This is a genomic window from Kluyvera sichuanensis, from assembly GCF_040930405.1.
In the GTDB taxonomy this organism is placed as follows: domain Bacteria; phylum Pseudomonadota; class Gammaproteobacteria; order Enterobacterales; family Enterobacteriaceae; genus Kluyvera; species Kluyvera sichuanensis.
This window is the reverse complement of the sequence record NZ_CP162271.1, coordinates 2,915,934-2,933,171: the sequence shown is the minus strand read 5'-3', so window position 1 is coordinate 2,933,171 and position 17,238 is coordinate 2,915,934. Positions and strand designations below refer to the sequence as shown.

Below are 17,238 nucleotides of genomic sequence, written 5' to 3'. Positions count from 1 at the left end.
AGATTCCGTATGATGCACCCTCACTCATAAAAAGGAATTTGCCGATGACACTCGCCTGGAAATGCGGGCTGCTCCTGCTAAGTAGTATCTCCCTTCACGCTTTTGCCGATGACAACACGCCAACTGATGATGTTATTAAGCAGCAGTTCGCCGAACACTCTGATGGCTTGATGCATCTTGGGGCACTGAAGCTTAGTCCGCTAGAATCGGTAGGCAATCGCGCGACCTACATGGTCGAGGGCGATATTGCGTCTAACGACGATCTCTACGGTATTCTTGGCGCAGCTGGCGACTACCTTTTCTACGAACGGACCTGGAAAAAAGACCAGCCGGTAAAATTTTCGGCGATGATGACTGCCGTTGGAACCAGGGCTTCAGGCTGGAAAACCGAATTTTTCTCAATGCAAATGGCCGCCAAAAGCGTGGGACGCCCCTTTAGCCACGAGAAAGATCTCTCCAGGGCGCTGGTGGTTAACGACAGCGGCTATATGGCGCAGTTTGCCAGAATAGACGCGCAGTTCGCCGCCAGTAAGACGCTTATCCAGAAACAGCAGGCAGAGTATGAAGCGCTAAAGAAAAAGCTCGATGCTCAGGATGAAAAGATCAAACGTTCATGGGGAACAGATGAAAACGGTAAGCAGCTCGATCGTGGCGCGCTTCAACGAGCGCAAGTCCAACAGTTGAATGAACTCGATCGTAAAAATAGCTTTGCCAAATTTGAGTCTCAGTACTATCTCAACGTTTATGAACCAGCGCTGGCGGCCTGCCAGAAAAAAGCGGGTTGCGATAGCGCTCCCATTCACGCAGCCCGTGACGTGGTGCTAGAGAAAACAAAAGAGGAGTACTACCGCCAGCATATCCAGTTGCGGGACAAACTGACTGCTGAGATGGCGGAAAAAGATAAACAACTGGCACCGCTGCAGAAAGAGCGTCAGGCGCTGTATGAACAGATGATGGAGGTGTCGTTCAGTATTAATGACCTTGAGCGTAACGATAAGATCTGGCAGGAAGGGACGGCGAAGCTGCGTAAAGAGGGCGTGATTCCGTAATACAAGATACAAGGGAGGCGAGCCTCCCTTTACGAGCGTGAAACCTTACATCAGCCCCAGAACCTGCGGAATAAACAGGGAAATCTGCGGGATATAGGTAATCATCATCAACGCAACCAACAGGGCGAAATAGAAAGGAAGCAGCGGCTTGATCAACTGTTGGATTTTCACCCCAGAGATTGAGCAGCCGACAAACAGAGCGCTGCCTACCGGCGGCGTCAGCAACCCGATGCACAGGTTCGCCACCATCATGATCCCGAAATGTACCGGGTCCATCCCCAGATCCTGAGCGATCGGCAGGAAGATTGGTGTGAAGATCAGCACCGCAGGCGTCATGTCCATAAAGATACCGACGATCAGCAGCACGATGTTAATCAGCAGCAGAATGACCAGCGGGTTGTCTGAGATCCCCATCAGCGTGTCACTGATCATATAAGGGATATCGGCGTTGGTCATTGCCCATGACATGCCCACAGAAAAACCGATCAGCAGCAGAACGATGGAGGTGGTCACCACCGACTCAAGGATGAGCTTAGGCAGGTCGCGCCACTTCACCTCGCGGTAGATAAGCACCGACAGGATAAAGGTATAAACTACCGCAATGGCAGAGGCTTCGGTGGCGGTGAAAATCCCGCCGAGGATACCGCCCATCACGATAAAGACCAGCAGCAGGCTTGGCAGCGCGTCGAGGAAGGCTTTTGCTGCTTGCGCACAGGTTGGGCGCTCAGAAACCGGATAGCCGCGGCGTTTGGCAATAATCGCGCAGACGATCATGATAGCCAGGCCCATCAAAATGCCGGGCAGGTAGCCCGCCATAAACAGCGAAGCGACAGAAACGCCGCCTGCGGTAAGGGAGAAGACAATAAGCACGTTCGACGGCGGGATCAGCAAGCCGGTGATGCAGGAAGAGACGTTAACCGCCGTAGAGAATGCCGGATCGTAACCTTTTTTGGTCTGGATCGGATGCAGCGTCCCACCGACGGCTGCCGCCGCTGCAACCGCTGAACCTGAAATGGATCCAAACATCATATTGGCGAGTACGTTGACGTGGCCCAGCGAGCCGGGCACGCGGCCAACCATCACCTGTGCGAGGTTGATCAACCGTATCGCAATGCCGCCGCTGTTCATCAGCGTACCGGCAAAAATAAAGAACGGGATCGCCAGCAGGGCGAAGTTATCGAGTCCGTTCGCCAGGCGTTGGGAAACGGTAATCACCGCGATATCCCATGGGAACATCAATAGCATGGAGGCGACGGTGGCAATACCGATGGAAAACGAAATCGGCACGCCGATAAACACCAGCACGAAGAACGCGCCAAACAGCGTTAAGGCAATATACCCGTCCATTAGCACGCTCCTTGCGTGGAATTTTTCAGGCTCAGTAAGCCGTTAACGATGAACCATAAGGCGTAAAACATCATGATGAGACCGGTTAATGGCAGGATCAGATAGACGTAGCCCATCGGGATCTGCATCGCAGCGGACACCTGCGAAGTGGCGAGCGTTTTATCGATAAGCTTCAGGCCGCCGGTGACGATCACCGAACCGGCAAAGAGAAAAATCAGCAAGTTAATCACGATGCTGAGTAGCTTCTGTTTTTGCGGTTTCAGCGTCATCGCCAGTAAATCAATCGCCAGATGGCGCTGCGCGCCGACGGTATAGGCGGCCCCGAGCAGACCAACCCAAATCATCAGAAAGCGTGCCAGTTCGTCGGTAAGCGTGCTGGGCTGGCTTAACACATAGCGGCTAAAAACCTGCCAGACGACGCATATAACCAGCGCGATCATGACCGCGACGGAGAACGCGGCGATCGTGCGGTCCACCGCCTGTTTAGTGCGGGTAAAAATCATCGTTTATTATCCTGGTGAAGGCGGGCCAGGGGCTGGCCCGCAAGGGGTTATTCTGCGGCGGCTTCAAATTTGGCCAGCAGCGCGGCCTGTTTTGGATCTTTGCTGAAATCATCGAACAGCGGCTGAACGGCGGCACGGAACGGCGCTTTGTCGACTTTGACGATCTCCCCGCCCATCGCTTTAGCCTGTGCGCGGGTGTCGGCATCGACCTGATCCCACAACTTCTGCTGATAGGCTTCTGAGGCTTTGGCCGCTTTAGCGAGAATCTGCTGCTGCTCCGGGGTCAGCTTGTCCCAGGTTTTTGTTGAAATCACCAGGAAGTCTGGAATGGAGGCATGCTCATCTTCAGAGAAGACTTTCGCAATTTCGATATGGCGCGTTTGTACCCACGACGGCACGTTATTTTCTGCACCATCGACGACGCCTTGCTGCATGGCGGTATAGACTTCGCCGAACGAAATAGGCGTTGGTGACCCACCCATTAATTCCACCATTTTAATCGTCGTTGGGCTGGCCTGAACGCGAATTTTCAGCCCTTTTAAATCTTCAGGTTTAGTAATAGGCTGTTTGGCGTAAAAACTACGGGTACCAGCAACATAAGCCGAAAGTGCAAAGAATCCTTTCTCTTTGGTGGATTCCATAATTTCTTTACCGGCTTCGCCAAAGACGACCTTATTAAAATGGTTCTGGTCTTTAAACAGGAATGGCAGATTATAAATGGCGTACACGTTATCAAATGATTCCAGATCGCTGGCAGAGCCTTTAGTTAAATCCAGCGCCCCGTTTTGCAACAGCTCCATGGTTTCACGCGCGCTGCCCATCTGGCTGCTTGGGTAGATGCGGAGCGTCATTTTGCCGTCAGACAGCTGCTTAACTTCTTTCGCCATTTCCTCGAAGGCCTGGTGAACAACGTGGCTGCGCTCGAGATTGTGCGCGAGCTTAAGCGTCACTTTTTCTGCAGCGGTTGCCCCGGTGGAAAGTAACGCGAGCAGAGAAGCGCACATCAGCGTTTTGCTAAAAGAGAGAGGTTTCATTAATAGGCTCCATGCACATTAATTATCGTGGTTTATATCTGTCGGGATAGTCTGTGTTTCTGTATGACATATTATCTTGGTTGTCAGACAACTTCACGCTAACGCTCTCACATTTTTAACCTGGCTATACGTTAAATGCGATTTTTGTGTGCTGGGTTATATTTATTTAATATCCATCACTAGTTATTAATATTTTATTGAAATATTTATGTGGGTATTATTCGTTAAAATTAATTTAGATAGATCGGAATAAATGAGGTATATATTTGCCGTTATTAATAACGGCAAATATATAAGTTGCATTATTCGCTAAGGAATAATTCCAGCAGCGAATTCAAAAATAGCTTGCCGTGCTCGGTGATCTGCCAGTACGCCTCGCACTCGGTCAGGTAGTTCTGTGCCAGTGCTTCATCAAGCTGCGGGCGGATCACGCTTTCATCGAGGCCGGTGTAGGCGCTGAATTCCGCGCGTGGCGCTGGCTCCAGCAGGCGAAAACGGTTCATAAAGAACTCGAACGGTTTGTCCGCGTTTTCAACGTCGTGCTGACGTTCCAGATAGCGTCCTTCCATATAGCCGCGCGGGTGGCGAGTCTTGGCTGTGCGTAGAATGCGCCCATCCGGGAAGGTCACCTTACCGTGTGCACCGCAGCCGATGCCGAGATAGTCACCAAAGCGCCAGTAGTTGAGGTTGTGCTGGCACTGGTAGCCCGGTTTGGCGTAAGCCGAGGTTTCATACTGCTGATAGCCCGCGGCGGTCAGCAGCTGATGGCCTTGCTCGAAGATATCCCACAGCGAGTCGTCGTCCGGCAGCACTGGCGGGCGAGAGCCGAACAGGGTATTAGGCTCAATCGTTAGCTGGTACCAGGAGAGATGCGGCGGTGAAAGCTCAATCGCCTGACGCAGGTCGCTCAGCGCCTCTTCCAGCGATTGATCCGGCAGCCCGTGCATCAGGTCGAGGTTGAAGCTGCGTAGCCCCAGCCCACTCGCCAGACGCGCAGCGCGCTTCGCTTCTTCCGGCCCGTGAATGCGCCCCAGTCGTTGCAGCTTGCTGTCGCTAAAGCTCTGTACGCCGATGGAGATGCGGTTCACCCCCGCGCGCTGATACTCCACAAAGCGGTCAGCTTCTACGGTGCCAGGGTTGGCTTCCATGGTGATTTCCGCGTCGCTTGCCAGGTTCAGTCGCGCACGCACGCCGTCGAGCAAGGTCTGCATCGCCGGGCCCGAAAGCAGGCTCGGCGTACCGCCGCCAATAAAGATGGTCTTTACTTCACGTCCTTGCGCCCAGGCGGCGTCCGCATCTAAATCGCTCAGCAGATGCTGTACGTAGTCGTCGTGCGGCACTTCGCCCTTAAGCGCGTGCGAGTTAAAGTCGCAGTACGGGCATTTCTGCACGCACCACGGGATATGAATGTAGAGACTCAGCGGAGGCAGATTAACCATTGCGCATCGCTTCCAGTAACTGCTTCAGCGCCTGACCGCGGTGAGAGATGGCAATCTTCTCTTCGCGCGTGAGTTCGGCGGCGGTTTTGCCTTCCGACGGTACGAAGAAGATAGGATCGTAGCCAAAACCGCCTTCACCCGCCGGTGCGTGGGTAATCACGCCAGGCCAGCGGCCGTGGCACACCAGCGGCGTGGGATCTTCGGCGTGACGCAGGTACACCAGCACGCAGTGGAACTGCGCCTGACGCTGGTCGTCCGGAACGTCTTTCAGCGTCACCAGCAGCTTTTCGAGGTTCTGCTGGTCGGTGGCGTCCACGCCGGAATAGCGGGCAGAGTAGATACCTGGCGCGCCGCCGAGTACATCAACGGCAAGGCCGGAGTCGTCGGCAATCGCCGGTAAGCCGGTTACCTGAGCGGCATGACGCGCTTTGAGGATCGCATTCTCAATAAAGGTCAGCCCGGTCTCCTCAGCGGATTCCACGCCAAGCTCGGTCTGGGCGACGATATCAAGACCAAAATCAGCGAGCAGCGAGGCGAGCTCGCGCACTTTACCGGCGTTACCGGTAGCGAGGACAACTTTTTGCATGGGATATCCTAATTTGTCAGGGCTGCAATGCCCGCAGGAATATGTTGCGGATGAATAATTTTAACCTGTTTATGCCGCCCCAGTTCGCCTTTCTCGACGATGACCTGGCTTTTGGCGACCTTAAACTGTTTGGCGAGATACTTCACCAGATGGGCATTGGCCTGCCCATCAACGGGTGGGGCGGTGATGGCGACTTTTAACTCGTCGCCATGCTCCCCGACAATCGCGTCACGGCTGGCCTTTGGCTGAATGTATAGCCGTAGAACCAGCCCGTCATCGCAGGGCGTGACGGCACTCATAGCGCCATCCACAGCCCTGGCAGCAGCATATTGCCGGTGGCCTGCAGGACTTCTGCGATGCCCATATTAATCACGTACAGCAGCAGAACCAGAACCATTGGAGAGAAATCGATGCCCCCCATGGACGGCAGCAGGCGGCGGATTGGGCGCAGCAGTGGCTCGGCCAGCTGCATCAGCACAAATTCCACCGGGCTGCGGCCCTGACTGACCCAGCTCATGATAGCCATCAGCAACAGTACCCAGAAGATCAGCAGACCAATCGTCTTGAGCAGGATCAGCACCGCTGAGATCCAGATAATCGGCTGGAAGGTCACCACCATAAACAGCACGATGGCCTTGATAAAGCACAGGATAAACGCCAGCAGCAACGAGGAGCTGTCCAGCGGCCCCATTGGCGGAATAATACGGCGCAGCGGCCCAACGATAGGCTGGGTTATTTTCACCACGAACTGAGAGAACGGGTTGTAGAAATCACAGCGCGCCCACTGCATCCAGACGCGCAGCAGTAGCACCATTGTGTACAGTTCGAGAACTGTAGCGAGCAGGAAGGTCAACGTCTTCATGGCGTTCCTTGAGGTTCCTTATTTTTTTGTGTAATCACGCGCACCGAAAATCGCGGTGCCAATGCGTACCATTGTACTACCCGCCGCGATGGCGGCTTCCATATCGTCAGACATACCCAGAGATAATGTGTCGACGGTTGGGTAGTCTGCTTTCAACCGCGCAAACGCGGCTGCCATCTGTTGAGCGACGACAAGTTGTCGCTCGTACTCGGTTTCCGGAGCCGGAATGGCCATCAGGCCGCGCAGGCGGACGTTTGGCAACGCGGCAATGTCGGCGGCCAGGGCATCCAGTGCGCCCAGCGAAATACCGGATTTGCTCTGTTCATCGCTGATGTTGATTTGAATCAGCACGTTAAGCGGCGGCATTTCTACCGGACGCTGCTCGCTCAGGCGTGTCGCGATCTTCAGGCGATCGACGGTATGACACCAGTCGAAATGCTCGGCGACCAGACGACTTTTGTTGGACTGCAACGGGCCGATAAAGTGCCATTGTAGCGAGGTGATACCTTTTTCCCGAAAGTGGAGGATCTTATCCACCCCTTCCTGAACATAGTTTTCGCCAAATGCCCGCTGCCCGGCAGCGACCGCTTCTTCGACGGCGCTCGCAGGTTTGGTTTTACTGACTGCAAGCAGCGTAACTTCTTCTGAATCACGGCCGCAACGTACTGCTGCCGCTGAGATTTTCTCCCTGACCTGTGCCAGGTTATGCGCAATATCGTTCATATGTGCTGGTGGGTCTATGGATATACAAGAAATGGTGTCGCTTAGTGTAAAGCATAACGTATCGGATCTACACCTATGTAGCAGCAGGACGGCACGCTGGCGCCAGGCCGGAAAGCTTTTGATCGCGCCGTTTTCCTCGCCGGACCCGCAAATGCTGCTGGCGAGCTGGCTCAATGAAGCGCAAAAGCGCGAATGGCAGCAGCGCCATCAGCTGGATTTTGCGCTCTCGCTGCCTGGCTGTCCGCGCCTGCGTGCCAGCGCCTTTACGCACAGCAAGGGCATCTCTCTGGTGCTGCGACTGCTGCCTGTAGCGTGTCCAACGCTTGCGGCGCTGCATACGCCGGTGGCGCTGGCGGAGCTGCTACGGGAAGATAGCGGGCTTATCCTGGTGACGGGAGCGACGGGGAGTGGTAAATCGACGACCCTTGCGGCAATGGTTGATCACCTCAACCATCAACTGGAGGGGCATATTGTAACGCTCGAAGACCCGGTGGAGTTTGTGCACGAAAGCGCTAGCTGTTTAATTCATCAGCGTGAAGTCGGGGCTCACACGGCGTCATTTTCCGCAGCACTGCGGGCCGCTCTGCGTCAGGACCCTGACGTTATCCTGCTGGGAGAATTGCGTGATAGCGACACCATTCGTCTTGCGCTAACGGCAGCAGAAACCGGGCACCTGGTACTGGCAACGCTGCATACGCGGGGGGCAGCGCAGGCCATTGAGCGGCTTATTGACGTTTTTCCCGCACAGGAAAAAGATCCGGTGCGTCATCAGCTGGCAAGCAGCCTGTGCGCGGTGCTGTCGCAAAAGCTACAGCCGGATAAGCACGGCGGGCGGGTGGCGTTGTTTGAAATGCTGATCAACACCCCTGCCGTGGGTAACCTGATCCGCGAAGGGAAGACGCACCAGCTGGCAGGGGTGATGCAGACCGGTCTGCAGAGCGGGATGCAGACTTTCAGCCAGAGCTATCAGCAGCGGGTGAAAGCCGGGATGCTATAACGTTGTGAAGGGAGTATACTTTTCACGCTGGCAACCAACAGATAAATCAGCCCCGGCGCTGAAACATTTTTCCTACCACAATGTATACATTAATAATGTGATGTAATTCCTGTTTTTCAATAAGTACATTTTAAGTGATTATATTTTAAATAGCGTTTGTAAATATAATTATTTATCCTGTTGCGCGAATGTATTTTTTTGTGGTTTCTACGTGATAATGCACAAAACATTTTTATAACTTACTACGATTTTTATTCTAATAGAGTAATAATCTCTAAGCCATTAGGATGAGTTATTTGTAATGGTTCGATTACATTATGTTGCGTAGGCTTACAAAAAAAGGTTGATATTCTTTTGACACTTCTTAGCTCTTCGTTCTATTCTATTTATGTAATTAGGACTAATCTTATGAAATATTATTTCACTTCATGAGTAATCCTTATTATTAATGGTATTAGGTTTACCTTTGCTTTGACTTATAAAACACCATGATGGTGGAAATAGACTATGGAGAGTTTCAAAATGTTTGAAGTAACAGAGAGTGCATCTAATTCCCGCAAGATTATTCTTATCACCCATCCGTCAGTACAAGCCAACGCATTTGCCAACTACCTTGCTGAATTACTGTCGGTTTCTGTCGATGTGCATAACATCAACAAGCCGCTGATGCAGCGCCTGAGCAAAGGCACCGTGGTGTTGTTCGACATCGCTGTTTCCAACAAGAAGTTGAACGGTATCTGGCGCGATATTATTCGTACTCAGTTCGACTCTCCGCGCCTGCTTATTATTAATAGCGCACAGAAGTACGAATTATACGAAATGGCACAATGGCCAGCATTGTACGGCGTTTTCCGTCATGACGACGAGGAATCGCGCTTAATTGAGGGCGTCAAAGCGGTCTTAAACGGCGAGCAGACGGCTGAATTGAGCGTGATGCACCCGGCAATGTATGCTGTTGAACATACAGAAGAAACTCATGATAGTGTTCCACTGACGGAACGTGAATGCGAAATTCTGAATGAATTACGCCACGGTGCGACCAATATGGATATTGCTCGCGCATTGTTCATCAGTGAAAATACCGTGCGTACGCACCTGTATAATGTTTTCCGCAAACTCAGCGTGAAAAACAGAACTCAGGCGGTAAGCTGGGCAAACGAAAATCTGCGTCACTAATATCCTGACATCAGATGGCCAATGCGTGGGCTGTGCGATGAGCCTCAGCCGCGTATCACAGGTCTGTTCCCGGGAATTGATTTCCCGGGGGCGGCCGCGCTAGAAACCCTGGTCGAAATAACTTTCCAGAATCACCACCGCAGACGCTGAGTCGACGCTACCTTTGTCCAGCGCGCGAAATCCCCCGTGTTCAAACAGCCCTGCGCGAGCCTCAACGGTGCTTAATCGTTCGTCATGCAGCGTGATCGCGACGCCAAAGCGGCCGTGGATCTTGTTGGCAAAATTGCGCGCGCGGGCGGTCAGCGGTTGCTCGGTGCCGTCCATATTGAGCGGTAAACCAACGATCACCGTTTCCGGCTGCCACTCTTTCAGCAGGCGAGCAATCAGATTCCAGTCCGGCGTGCCGTCCTGTGCTTTCAGCGCGGCCAGCGGGCGTGCCGTTCCGGTGATACGTTGACCAATGGCCACGCCGATGCTGCGCGTGCCGAAATCAAAAGCCAGCAGTGTTCCACTACTCATTATGCGTGCCCCGCAGCGCCAGACATGGTCAGAATATTGATACCAATAAGCTTAGCCGCTTCTTTCCAGCGCTCGCCAATCGGCGTTTTAAACAGAATATTGAGATCCGCAGGCGCGGTCAGCCAGGCGTTATCGAGGATCTCTTGCTCCAGCTGTCCTTTCTCCCAGGAGGCATAGCCCAGCGCAACCAGCACGTCATTTGGCTGACGCGCGGTACCCAGCGTCTCCAGTACGTCGCGAGAGGTGGTGACGATGGTGTTATCGGAGATACGGATGCTTGAGGAGAACGACGCCGGCGGCGTGTGCAGGATAAAGCCGCGATCTTCGGCCAGCGGGCCGCCCAGCATCACGGGTTTATCCAGTCGAATAGCGGGATCGCGCGGTTCGGCGGTGATCTTCAGCTTCTCGAGGATGCCCTCGATCTGCAAATTTTCCAGAGGTTTATTAATGATGATGCCCATCGCGCCATCGTCGTTGTATTCGCAGATGTAAACCACGGAACGGCGGAAGATAGGATCCTGAAGGGATGGCATAGCAATAAGGAAATGATGCTGTAAATTCATTATCAGAGGTTCTTGTCCTGTTTCAATACGCAGCGATGCCCAGTATGCGGGGAAAGTACACGGCTGTCACCAGGCTTGCCCGTTTACGGTGGGGGCGAAAGGCCTGATTGGCGGCGGGTTCCCTCCCGCCGTTTAAGGGCAATAGCTTATTTTTGCAGGCGTTTTTCAATTGCGTCCATCAGCATACCGGTGATAGAAATCGGATATTCCGCTTCGATTTCGCGCACGCAGGTCGGGCTGGTGACGTTAATTTCCGTCAGACGATCGCCGATGATGTCGAGGCCAACGAAGATCAGACCTTTGGCTTTCAGCGTCGGGCCGACTTTACGGGCGATGGCCCAGTCGCTTTCGCTCAGCGGACGCGGCTCGCCACGACCACCGGCAGCCAGGTTACCACGGGTTTCGCCGCCCTGCGGGATACGCGCCAGGCAGTAAGGCACCGGCTCACCGTCGATCACCAGTACGCGCTTATCGCCGTCTTTGATGGCGGGCAGATAGTTCTGCGCCATGCAGTAGCGGCTGCCCAGTTCGGTCAAGGTCTCGGCAATCACGCCAATGTTCGGATCCCCTTCCTTCACGCGGAAGATAGAGGCGCCGCCCATGCCGTCCAGCGGCTTCATGATGATGTCGCCGTGCTTTTCCCAGAACGCTTTCAGCTGGGCTTTGTTGCGGGTGACCAGCGTTTCTGGCGTCAGGTCGGAGAACCAGGCGGTAAACAGCTTCTCGTTACAGTCGCGCAGGCTCTGCGGCTTGTTGACGATCAGCGTCCCTTTTTCTTCCGCGCGCTCCAGAATATAGGTTGCGTAGATAAATTCGGTGTCGAACGGCGGATCTTTACGCATCAGGATAACGTCGAGGTCGGCGAGTTTAATATCCTGCTCGCTGCCGAACTCGTACCATTTATCGTAGTTCTGCTCAACGCTCAGAAGACGCGTACGGGCGTGGGATTCGCCGTTGATCAGATAAAGATCGTTCATCTCCATATAGTGGAGTTCATAGCCGCGACGCTGTGCTTCCAGCAGCATAGCGAAGCTGGTGTCTTTCTTGATGTTGATGCTTGCGATGGGATCCATCACGATGCCGAGCTTGATCATTATTGTTCTCCTTTAACCCAAATCACCAAAGCGCACCTGCAGTGCGGTGATGGCGGTGAGTGCGGTAGTCTCTGTGCGCAAAACGCGAGGCCCCAACAGAATATCAGTAAACTGGTAGCGTGCGGTCATGGCAATTTCATCCGCTGACAGGCCGCCTTCCGGGCCAATCAGCAGGCGTACGCGCTCCACCGGCAGCGGCAGCGTGTTGATGCTGGCGCTGGCGCGCGGATGCAGATTGAGCTTCAGTGCATCATCCTGCTCGGCGCACCATGCCTCAACGTCCATCGCCGGTCGAATCTCCGGAACCTGGTTGCGACCGCACTGCTCACAGGCGGCAATCGCGATTTTTTGCCACTGCTGAATCTTCTTATTCAGACGCTCGGCATCCAGTTTAACGCCGCAGCGCTCGGAAAAAAGTGGCGTAATGAGGCTTACACCCAGTTCAATCGATTTCTGGATGGTGAATTCCATTTTATCGCCGCGCGACATCACCTGGCCTAAGTGAATATGGATAGGGGATTCGCGGTCGTCGAGGGTGCTGCTCTGGATTTCAACCGTCACGTTCTTTTTACCGGCATCGGTGATAACGGCCTCAAAGACGTGATTGCTGCCGTCAAACAGCTGAATGGCCTGGCCTTTGCCCATGCGCAAAACGCGCCCGACGTGGTTCGCCGCATCTTCGCATAGGGCAACCTGCGTGCCGACGGTGAGTGATTCTGGGTGATAGATGCGAGGGATGCGCATAGTCTGAATTCCATCTGTGGCTACGCCCTCTCCGCCGGGGAGAGGGCAGGGCAAAATTACAATTGCCGCTAGTGTAGGTTAGCTCTTTTGCGCCTGGCAAGCCTGCAGCACATATGGATTATGGTTGCCCTGAATTTTAGCGATGCGCTGGTCGCGTTCGCACTCCCATTGGCTGACGGGATACATTTTGTCCCAGGCGTTGAATAGCTGGGTTTGCTGGCGGGAGAGCGTCAACTGATAGCGGTCGCGCATATAGAAGTAGATACGGGCGATGGCACCGCGTGAACGCTCCGGCGGCTCGGCGACTTTCTCTTTAAAGTCGACCTTCATCGCGCACTGGCCGTACTGGCCTTCACCACCGTTCCACTGCCCGTACATGAAGTTGCCGCGATCGCCGTTCACCTCGCCGACGGCGGGCTGCAGGTTATGCATATCGCTCTCCATCTTGCGGTATTCCGGGTCTTTGGCGCAGTTCTTCCGCCCGCCATCCTGCCAGCACTGGCGCTGATGGCCGAACTGCCACGCCGGGACAACGTGCTCCCACTCGACCCGGCTGGCGCGGTTCTCATTTTTACGCACTTTATAGCCGCAGGATTCCAGATCGATAACGCCTTTCTTACCCTGCCAGTTAATTTTACAGCCGCAGTAGAAATCGCCGGGAACGTCGCTATTCACTTTTACGCCTGCGCTTTTCGCCTGGGAAAAGCTGTTAATACCCTCGGCGAGCGCCTGCCCAGAGAGTGCCGCCGCGACAAATGCCACGGCAAAAGACAAATTACGGTACATCACGAACTCCATCTCAAAACGAGCCCGCAACGTAACCAATGTGGTTGTCAGATGCAATCAGTCAGGTCAGAAAACTTCCAGATATTTCCGTTAGTTACATTTCGGCAACTAATGGTTCGCCGCAGTGGACGCAGCGGTAGGTGGCTTCACCGCGCACCACGCGATTATGACGGCGAACGGTAAGCTGGTGCTGCTGGCAACGGCAGCGATAGGGGAAGGTATTTTTGCGCACGGACTCCAGTTCGAACTGATGAGTACGCCGCGCCGGAACGCCAAGCACGCTCTCCATCATCCACTTCCACTCTTTGCCGTGCGGCGCGACCCGGCCAAAGTGTTTCCAGACCAGCAGGTGCGCCAGTTCGTGTGGCACTACTTCATCAATAAACGCCTGCTGATTTTCCTGTAACAACACAGGATTGAGGCGAATTTCATACTGCTGAAGCCAGGCGGTACCGGCAGAGGTGCCGCGCTGCTGATAAACCAGCTTTGGTTCAGGGTAGTTACGCCCCAGCGCCAGGTTGGCCTGAGCGAGTTTTTCCCGCAGGCTGCGCATGACGTTTTGCTGGACGGCGATAGGAATTCGAGGGGTTTTCATAACGGCTGAGGATAGAGCGTGAAGCGGGGCGGTGCAAGAGGAAGCTTCCTCCCAGGCGGGAGGAAGCGGGATGACGGTTAGTCGCGAGCGCCGATTTCGCGCAGCGGACGGCCCTGCATCAGGTTACGTTCAATGTGTTCCAGAGAGACGTTTTTGGTTTCCGGAATCAGCCACAAGGTCAGGAAGATGAACAGCACGTTCAGGCCACCGTATACCCAGAAGGTATTGGCGCTGCCGAGCGAGTTCAGCATGGTCAGGAAGGTTGCCCCGACGATCATGTTCGCAATCCAGTTGGTGGCGGTAGAGCAGGTGATCCCGAAGTCGCGGCCTTTCAGCGGCTGGATTTCAGAGCACAGTACCCAAATCAGCGGACCGGCGCTCATAGCGAAGCCAACGATAAACATCAGCAGCATCAGTACGGCGAAGTACTGGGCAACGGCGGAGTGGATACCGATATGCATCATTGAGCCCAGCACGCCCATACCCACGGCCATGACGATAAAGCCGAGGATAAGGGTTGGTTTACGACCCCAGCGGTCAACCAGACCAATCGCGATAAAGGTGGCCAGCACGTTGGTCAGGCCAACGATAACGGTCCCCCACATCTGTTCGGTGGTGTTGGTGTAGCCCGCCAGTTCGAAGATTTTTGGTGCGTAATACATGATGACGTTCATACCGGTGAACTGTTGCATCACCTGTAGCAGCACGCCGAGGAACACCGCGCGACGGAAGTTGCTGTTCTCTTTGAACAGCGCCCAGCCGCTCTGTTTCACCTTCAGGCTCTCACGGATTTCATCCAGCTCGCGTTTGGCTTCTGCACTGGTATCACGCAGACGCATCAGCACGCGCTCGGCATCGTTAAAGCGACGTTTCGCGGCAAACCAGCGCGGGCTGTCCGGCAGGAAGAATACGCCAATCAGCAGCAGGACCGCTGGAATGATGATCACGCCCAGCATCCAGCGCCATGCGCCGCTATAGCTGAAGGCGGTATCGGACAGGTATGCGCCGAGAATACCGATGGTAATCATAAGCTGGTACATGGAAATCATACTGCCGCGGATTTTCTCCGGCGCGATTTCAGACAGGTACAGCGGGGCGGTGTAGGAGGCTACGCCGACAGCCAGGCCAAGCAGTACGCGGGAAAGCAGCAGTATTTCCACGTTTGGCGCGGCGGCGGAGAACAGGGAACCGGCGACGAACAGGATCGCACCGATCATCAGGCTTTTCTTACGGCCCAGCTTGAAGGAGAGCCAGCCGCTGCCGACTGCCCCGACTGCGGCGCCAAACATCATGGAACTGACCACCCACTCCTGCGTATGCGGGCTGAGCTGGAAATCGGTTGTAATAAAGGGCAATGCACCGGCAATAACGCCGATATCAAGGCCAAACAGCAGTCCGGCCAGCGCCGCTAAGAAGCAGACAAAGAAGGTCATTGTCTTGTTCGAGCGACCCTGTTTTTTATTGTTAGGCATGATGCTCTCCAATTGAGTCATTGATTCTATCGATGCTTAGGGTAGGAGAGTATGTCGCAAAAAAATGTGATTACAATCACGACTGTGTAATCGGTTACACTGATGTGTAAGTTACGTATCAGTTAAATATCAATTTAATCATGGTGTTAATGCTGTTTCAGATAAAGTAAAAAGATCGATAATGAGACTTTACTGAAACACAAAGCATTATTATGAAAAGCTGTTTCATGGCGTTAAGGCAGGGCTTGTGCCGCAAGGCACTATTAATGTAATCGCTTTCACAAAATTGTGTGGAACTGTAAATTGTTACGTAAAAGAGATGAATGCTGTTGTGCGGGGATTTCCCCGGCGTCGCTGCGCTCGGCCGGGCTACGGGATGGGCGTCTGTCTGTAGCCCGGCCGAGCGCAGCGACGCCGGGAACAGCTCCCAAAGCTACAGGCATAAAAAAAGCCAGCACAAGGCTGGCTTTCAACAAAACGGCTAAACCTTATTTCAGGCCAGCCGCTTCGCGCAGCTGAGCTGCTTTGTCGGTTTTTTCCCATGGGAAGGTTTCGCGACCGAAGTGACCGTAAGCCGCCGTCTCTTTGTAGATCGGGTGCAGCAGGTCCAGCATCTGAATCAGGCCGTATGGACGCAGGTCGAAGAACTCGCGAACCAGACCAATCAGCTGTTCAGCAGGCACTTTCTCGGTACCGAAGGTTTCCACCATGATGGAAGTCGGTTCAGCCACGCCGATAGCGTAGGAAACCTGGATTTCACAGCGGTCAGCCAGGCCTGCGGCAACGATGTTTTTCGCCACATAGCGTGCTGCGTAGGCTGCAGAACGGTCAACTTTAGAAGGATCTTTACCGGAGAACGCGCCGCCACCGTGACGGGCCATGCCGCCGTAGGTATCCACGATGATTTTACGACCGGTCAGGCCACAGTCACCCATTGGGCCGCCGATAACGAAACGACCGGTTGGGTTGATAAAGAATTTGGTCGACGCGTTCAGCCACTCGGTAGGCAGAACCGGCTTGATGATCTCTTCCATCACGGCTTCTTGCAGTGATTTCTGGTCGATGCTGTCGGCGTGCTGAGTAGACAGAACGACGGCATCGATACCCACCACTTTACCGTCGTCGTACTGGAAGGTGACCTGGCTTTTCGCGTCAGGACGCAGCCAAGGCAGGGTGCCGTTTTTACGCACTTCAGCCTGACGCTGCACCAGACGGTGTGCGTAGGTGATTGGCGCTGGCATCAGCACGTCGGTTTCGTTGGTGGCATAACCAAACATCAGGCCCTGGTCGCCCGCGCCCTGTTCCAGCGGATCGGCACGGTCAACGCCCTGGTTGATGTCCGGAGACTGCTTACCGATAGCGCTCAGTACGGCACAAGAATTGGCATCAAAGCCCATATCAGAATGCACATAGCCAATTTCGCGAACGGTATTACGGGTGATCTCTTCGATATCAACCCATGCGCTGGTGGTGATCTCACCACCGACCAGCACCATACCGGTTTTGACGTAGGTTTCACACGCTACGCGCGCTTTCGGATCCTGTTCAAGGATGGCGTCCAGCACGGCGTCGGAAATTTGGTCAGCGATTTTGTCAGGATGCCCTTCAGATACAGACTCGGACGTAAAAAGGTGTTTTGCCATATTTAATATCACCCAATGAGAATTTGGTTAGCTCAAACTGTTGTTTTGAATAATCACGATGGAAGATTATACCACGGACTTAATGGTTGCCGTCACTGGCAGTCTG

Annotated in this window: 19 protein-coding genes; 3 read left to right on the top strand and 16 right to left on the bottom strand. The window is 54.0% G+C overall.

Annotation, left to right across the window (positions count from 1 at the left end; all coding sequences use genetic code 11):
* The first annotated feature begins 44 nt into the window (after positions 1-44).
* Positions 45-1,049 carry a DUF1202 family protein gene (locus AB2B48_RS14130; protein ID WP_368299443.1) on the top strand — a complete coding sequence of 335 codons (1,005 nt, stop codon included), beginning with the start codon at positions 45-47 and terminating at the stop codon, positions 1,047-1,049.
* A 45-nt stretch (positions 1,050-1,094) separates the two neighbouring features.
* Here AB2B48_RS14130 and AB2B48_RS14125 read toward each other — a convergent pair whose 3' ends face one another.
* The 8 genes from AB2B48_RS14125 to AB2B48_RS14090 all read right to left on the bottom strand — a co-directional run bounded on the left by AB2B48_RS14125 (position 1,095) and on the right by AB2B48_RS14090 (position 7,543).
* Positions 1,095-2,396 (bottom strand): TRAP transporter large permease, encoded by a 1,302-nt coding sequence (locus AB2B48_RS14125; RefSeq protein WP_185668328.1) that lies wholly within the window; start codon positions 2,394-2,396, stop codon positions 1,095-1,097.
* Entirely contained in the window at positions 2,396-2,899 is a 504-nt protein-coding gene (locus AB2B48_RS14120) for a TRAP transporter small permease (RefSeq protein ID WP_220439534.1), read from the bottom strand. Before AB2B48_RS14120 ends, AB2B48_RS14125 begins: the two co-directional genes overlap by 1 nt.
* A gap of 47 nt (positions 2,900-2,946) precedes the next feature.
* Positions 2,947-3,933 carry a TRAP transporter substrate-binding protein gene (locus tag AB2B48_RS14115; protein ID WP_368299442.1) on the bottom strand — a complete coding sequence of 329 codons (987 nt, stop codon included), beginning with the start codon at positions 3,931-3,933 and terminating at the stop codon, positions 2,947-2,949.
* A gap of 302 nt (positions 3,934-4,235) precedes the next feature.
* Entirely contained in the window at positions 4,236-5,372 is a 1,137-nt protein-coding gene (hemW, locus tag AB2B48_RS14110) for a radical SAM family heme chaperone HemW (RefSeq protein ID WP_368299441.1), read from the bottom strand.
* Entirely contained in the window at positions 5,365-5,958 is a 594-nt protein-coding gene (locus AB2B48_RS14105) for an XTP/dITP diphosphatase (protein WP_368299440.1), read from the bottom strand. The genes hemW and AB2B48_RS14105 overlap by 8 nt, the downstream gene beginning before the upstream one ends.
* Before the next feature lie 8 nt (positions 5,959-5,966).
* Positions 5,967-6,257, bottom strand: coding sequence for a DUF167 family protein YggU (yggU, locus tag AB2B48_RS14100; protein ID WP_185668323.1), 291 nt, complete (start codon positions 6,255-6,257; stop codon positions 5,967-5,969).
* Positions 6,254-6,820 carry a YggT family protein gene (locus tag AB2B48_RS14095; protein ID WP_220439532.1) on the bottom strand — a complete coding sequence of 189 codons (567 nt, stop codon included), beginning with the start codon at positions 6,818-6,820 and terminating at the stop codon, positions 6,254-6,256. Before AB2B48_RS14095 ends, yggU begins: the two co-directional genes overlap by 4 nt.
* Before the next feature lie 18 nt (positions 6,821-6,838).
* Entirely contained in the window at positions 6,839-7,543 is a 705-nt protein-coding gene (locus AB2B48_RS14090) for a YggS family pyridoxal phosphate-dependent enzyme (RefSeq protein ID WP_368299439.1), read from the bottom strand.
* Between the two features lie 16 nt (positions 7,544-7,559).
* Between AB2B48_RS14090 and AB2B48_RS14085 the strand changes: the two genes are divergently transcribed.
* Positions 7,560-8,540, top strand: coding sequence for a type IV pilus twitching motility protein PilT (locus AB2B48_RS14085; RefSeq protein ID WP_368299438.1), 981 nt, complete (start codon positions 7,560-7,562; stop codon positions 8,538-8,540).
* A 522-nt stretch (positions 8,541-9,062) separates the two neighbouring features.
* Positions 9,063-9,716, top strand: a complete 654-nt coding sequence (locus AB2B48_RS14080) for a LuxR C-terminal-related transcriptional regulator (RefSeq protein ID WP_185668417.1) — start codon at positions 9,063-9,065, stop codon at positions 9,714-9,716.
* Between the two features lie 99 nt (positions 9,717-9,815).
* Here the strand turns inward: AB2B48_RS14080 and ruvX are convergent, their stop codons facing one another.
* The 8 genes from ruvX to metK all read right to left on the bottom strand — a co-directional run bounded on the left by ruvX (position 9,816) and on the right by metK (position 17,132).
* Positions 9,816-10,235: a Holliday junction resolvase RuvX gene (gene ruvX / locus AB2B48_RS14075; protein ID WP_035892025.1), complete on the bottom strand. Its 420-nt coding sequence runs from the start codon at positions 10,233-10,235 to the stop codon at positions 9,816-9,818.
* Positions 10,235-10,798 carry a YqgE/AlgH family protein gene (locus AB2B48_RS14070; RefSeq protein WP_185668319.1) on the bottom strand — a complete coding sequence of 188 codons (564 nt, stop codon included), beginning with the start codon at positions 10,796-10,798 and terminating at the stop codon, positions 10,235-10,237. Before AB2B48_RS14070 ends, ruvX begins: the two co-directional genes overlap by 1 nt.
* A gap of 146 nt (positions 10,799-10,944) precedes the next feature.
* The gene (gene gshB, locus AB2B48_RS14065; protein WP_035892023.1) at positions 10,945-11,892 is read right to left on the bottom strand and encodes a glutathione synthase; all 948 of its coding nucleotides are present in this window, start codon (positions 11,890-11,892) and stop codon (positions 10,945-10,947) included.
* Positions 11,893-11,904: 12 nt separating this feature from the next.
* Positions 11,905-12,636 (bottom strand): 16S rRNA (uracil(1498)-N(3))-methyltransferase, encoded by a 732-nt coding sequence (rsmE, locus tag AB2B48_RS14060; protein WP_185668318.1) that lies wholly within the window; start codon positions 12,634-12,636, stop codon positions 11,905-11,907.
* Between the two features lie 78 nt (positions 12,637-12,714).
* Positions 12,715-13,422 carry a deoxyribonuclease I gene (gene endA, locus AB2B48_RS14055; RefSeq protein ID WP_064542663.1) on the bottom strand — a complete coding sequence of 236 codons (708 nt, stop codon included), beginning with the start codon at positions 13,420-13,422 and terminating at the stop codon, positions 12,715-12,717.
* Positions 13,423-13,516: 94 nt separating this feature from the next.
* Positions 13,517-14,017, bottom strand: a complete 501-nt coding sequence (locus AB2B48_RS14050; RefSeq protein WP_074398731.1) for a SprT family zinc-dependent metalloprotease — start codon at positions 14,015-14,017, stop codon at positions 13,517-13,519.
* A gap of 77 nt (positions 14,018-14,094) precedes the next feature.
* A complete protein-coding gene (locus AB2B48_RS14045) occupies positions 14,095-15,489 on the bottom strand; it encodes a sugar porter family MFS transporter (RefSeq protein ID WP_185668316.1) in 1,395 nt (464 codons plus the stop codon).
* Positions 15,490-15,977: 488 nt separating this feature from the next.
* Positions 15,978-17,132: a methionine adenosyltransferase gene (metK, locus tag AB2B48_RS14040; RefSeq protein WP_220439526.1), complete on the bottom strand. Its 1,155-nt coding sequence runs from the start codon at positions 17,130-17,132 to the stop codon at positions 15,978-15,980.
* Between the last annotated feature and the right edge of the window lie 106 nt (positions 17,133-17,238).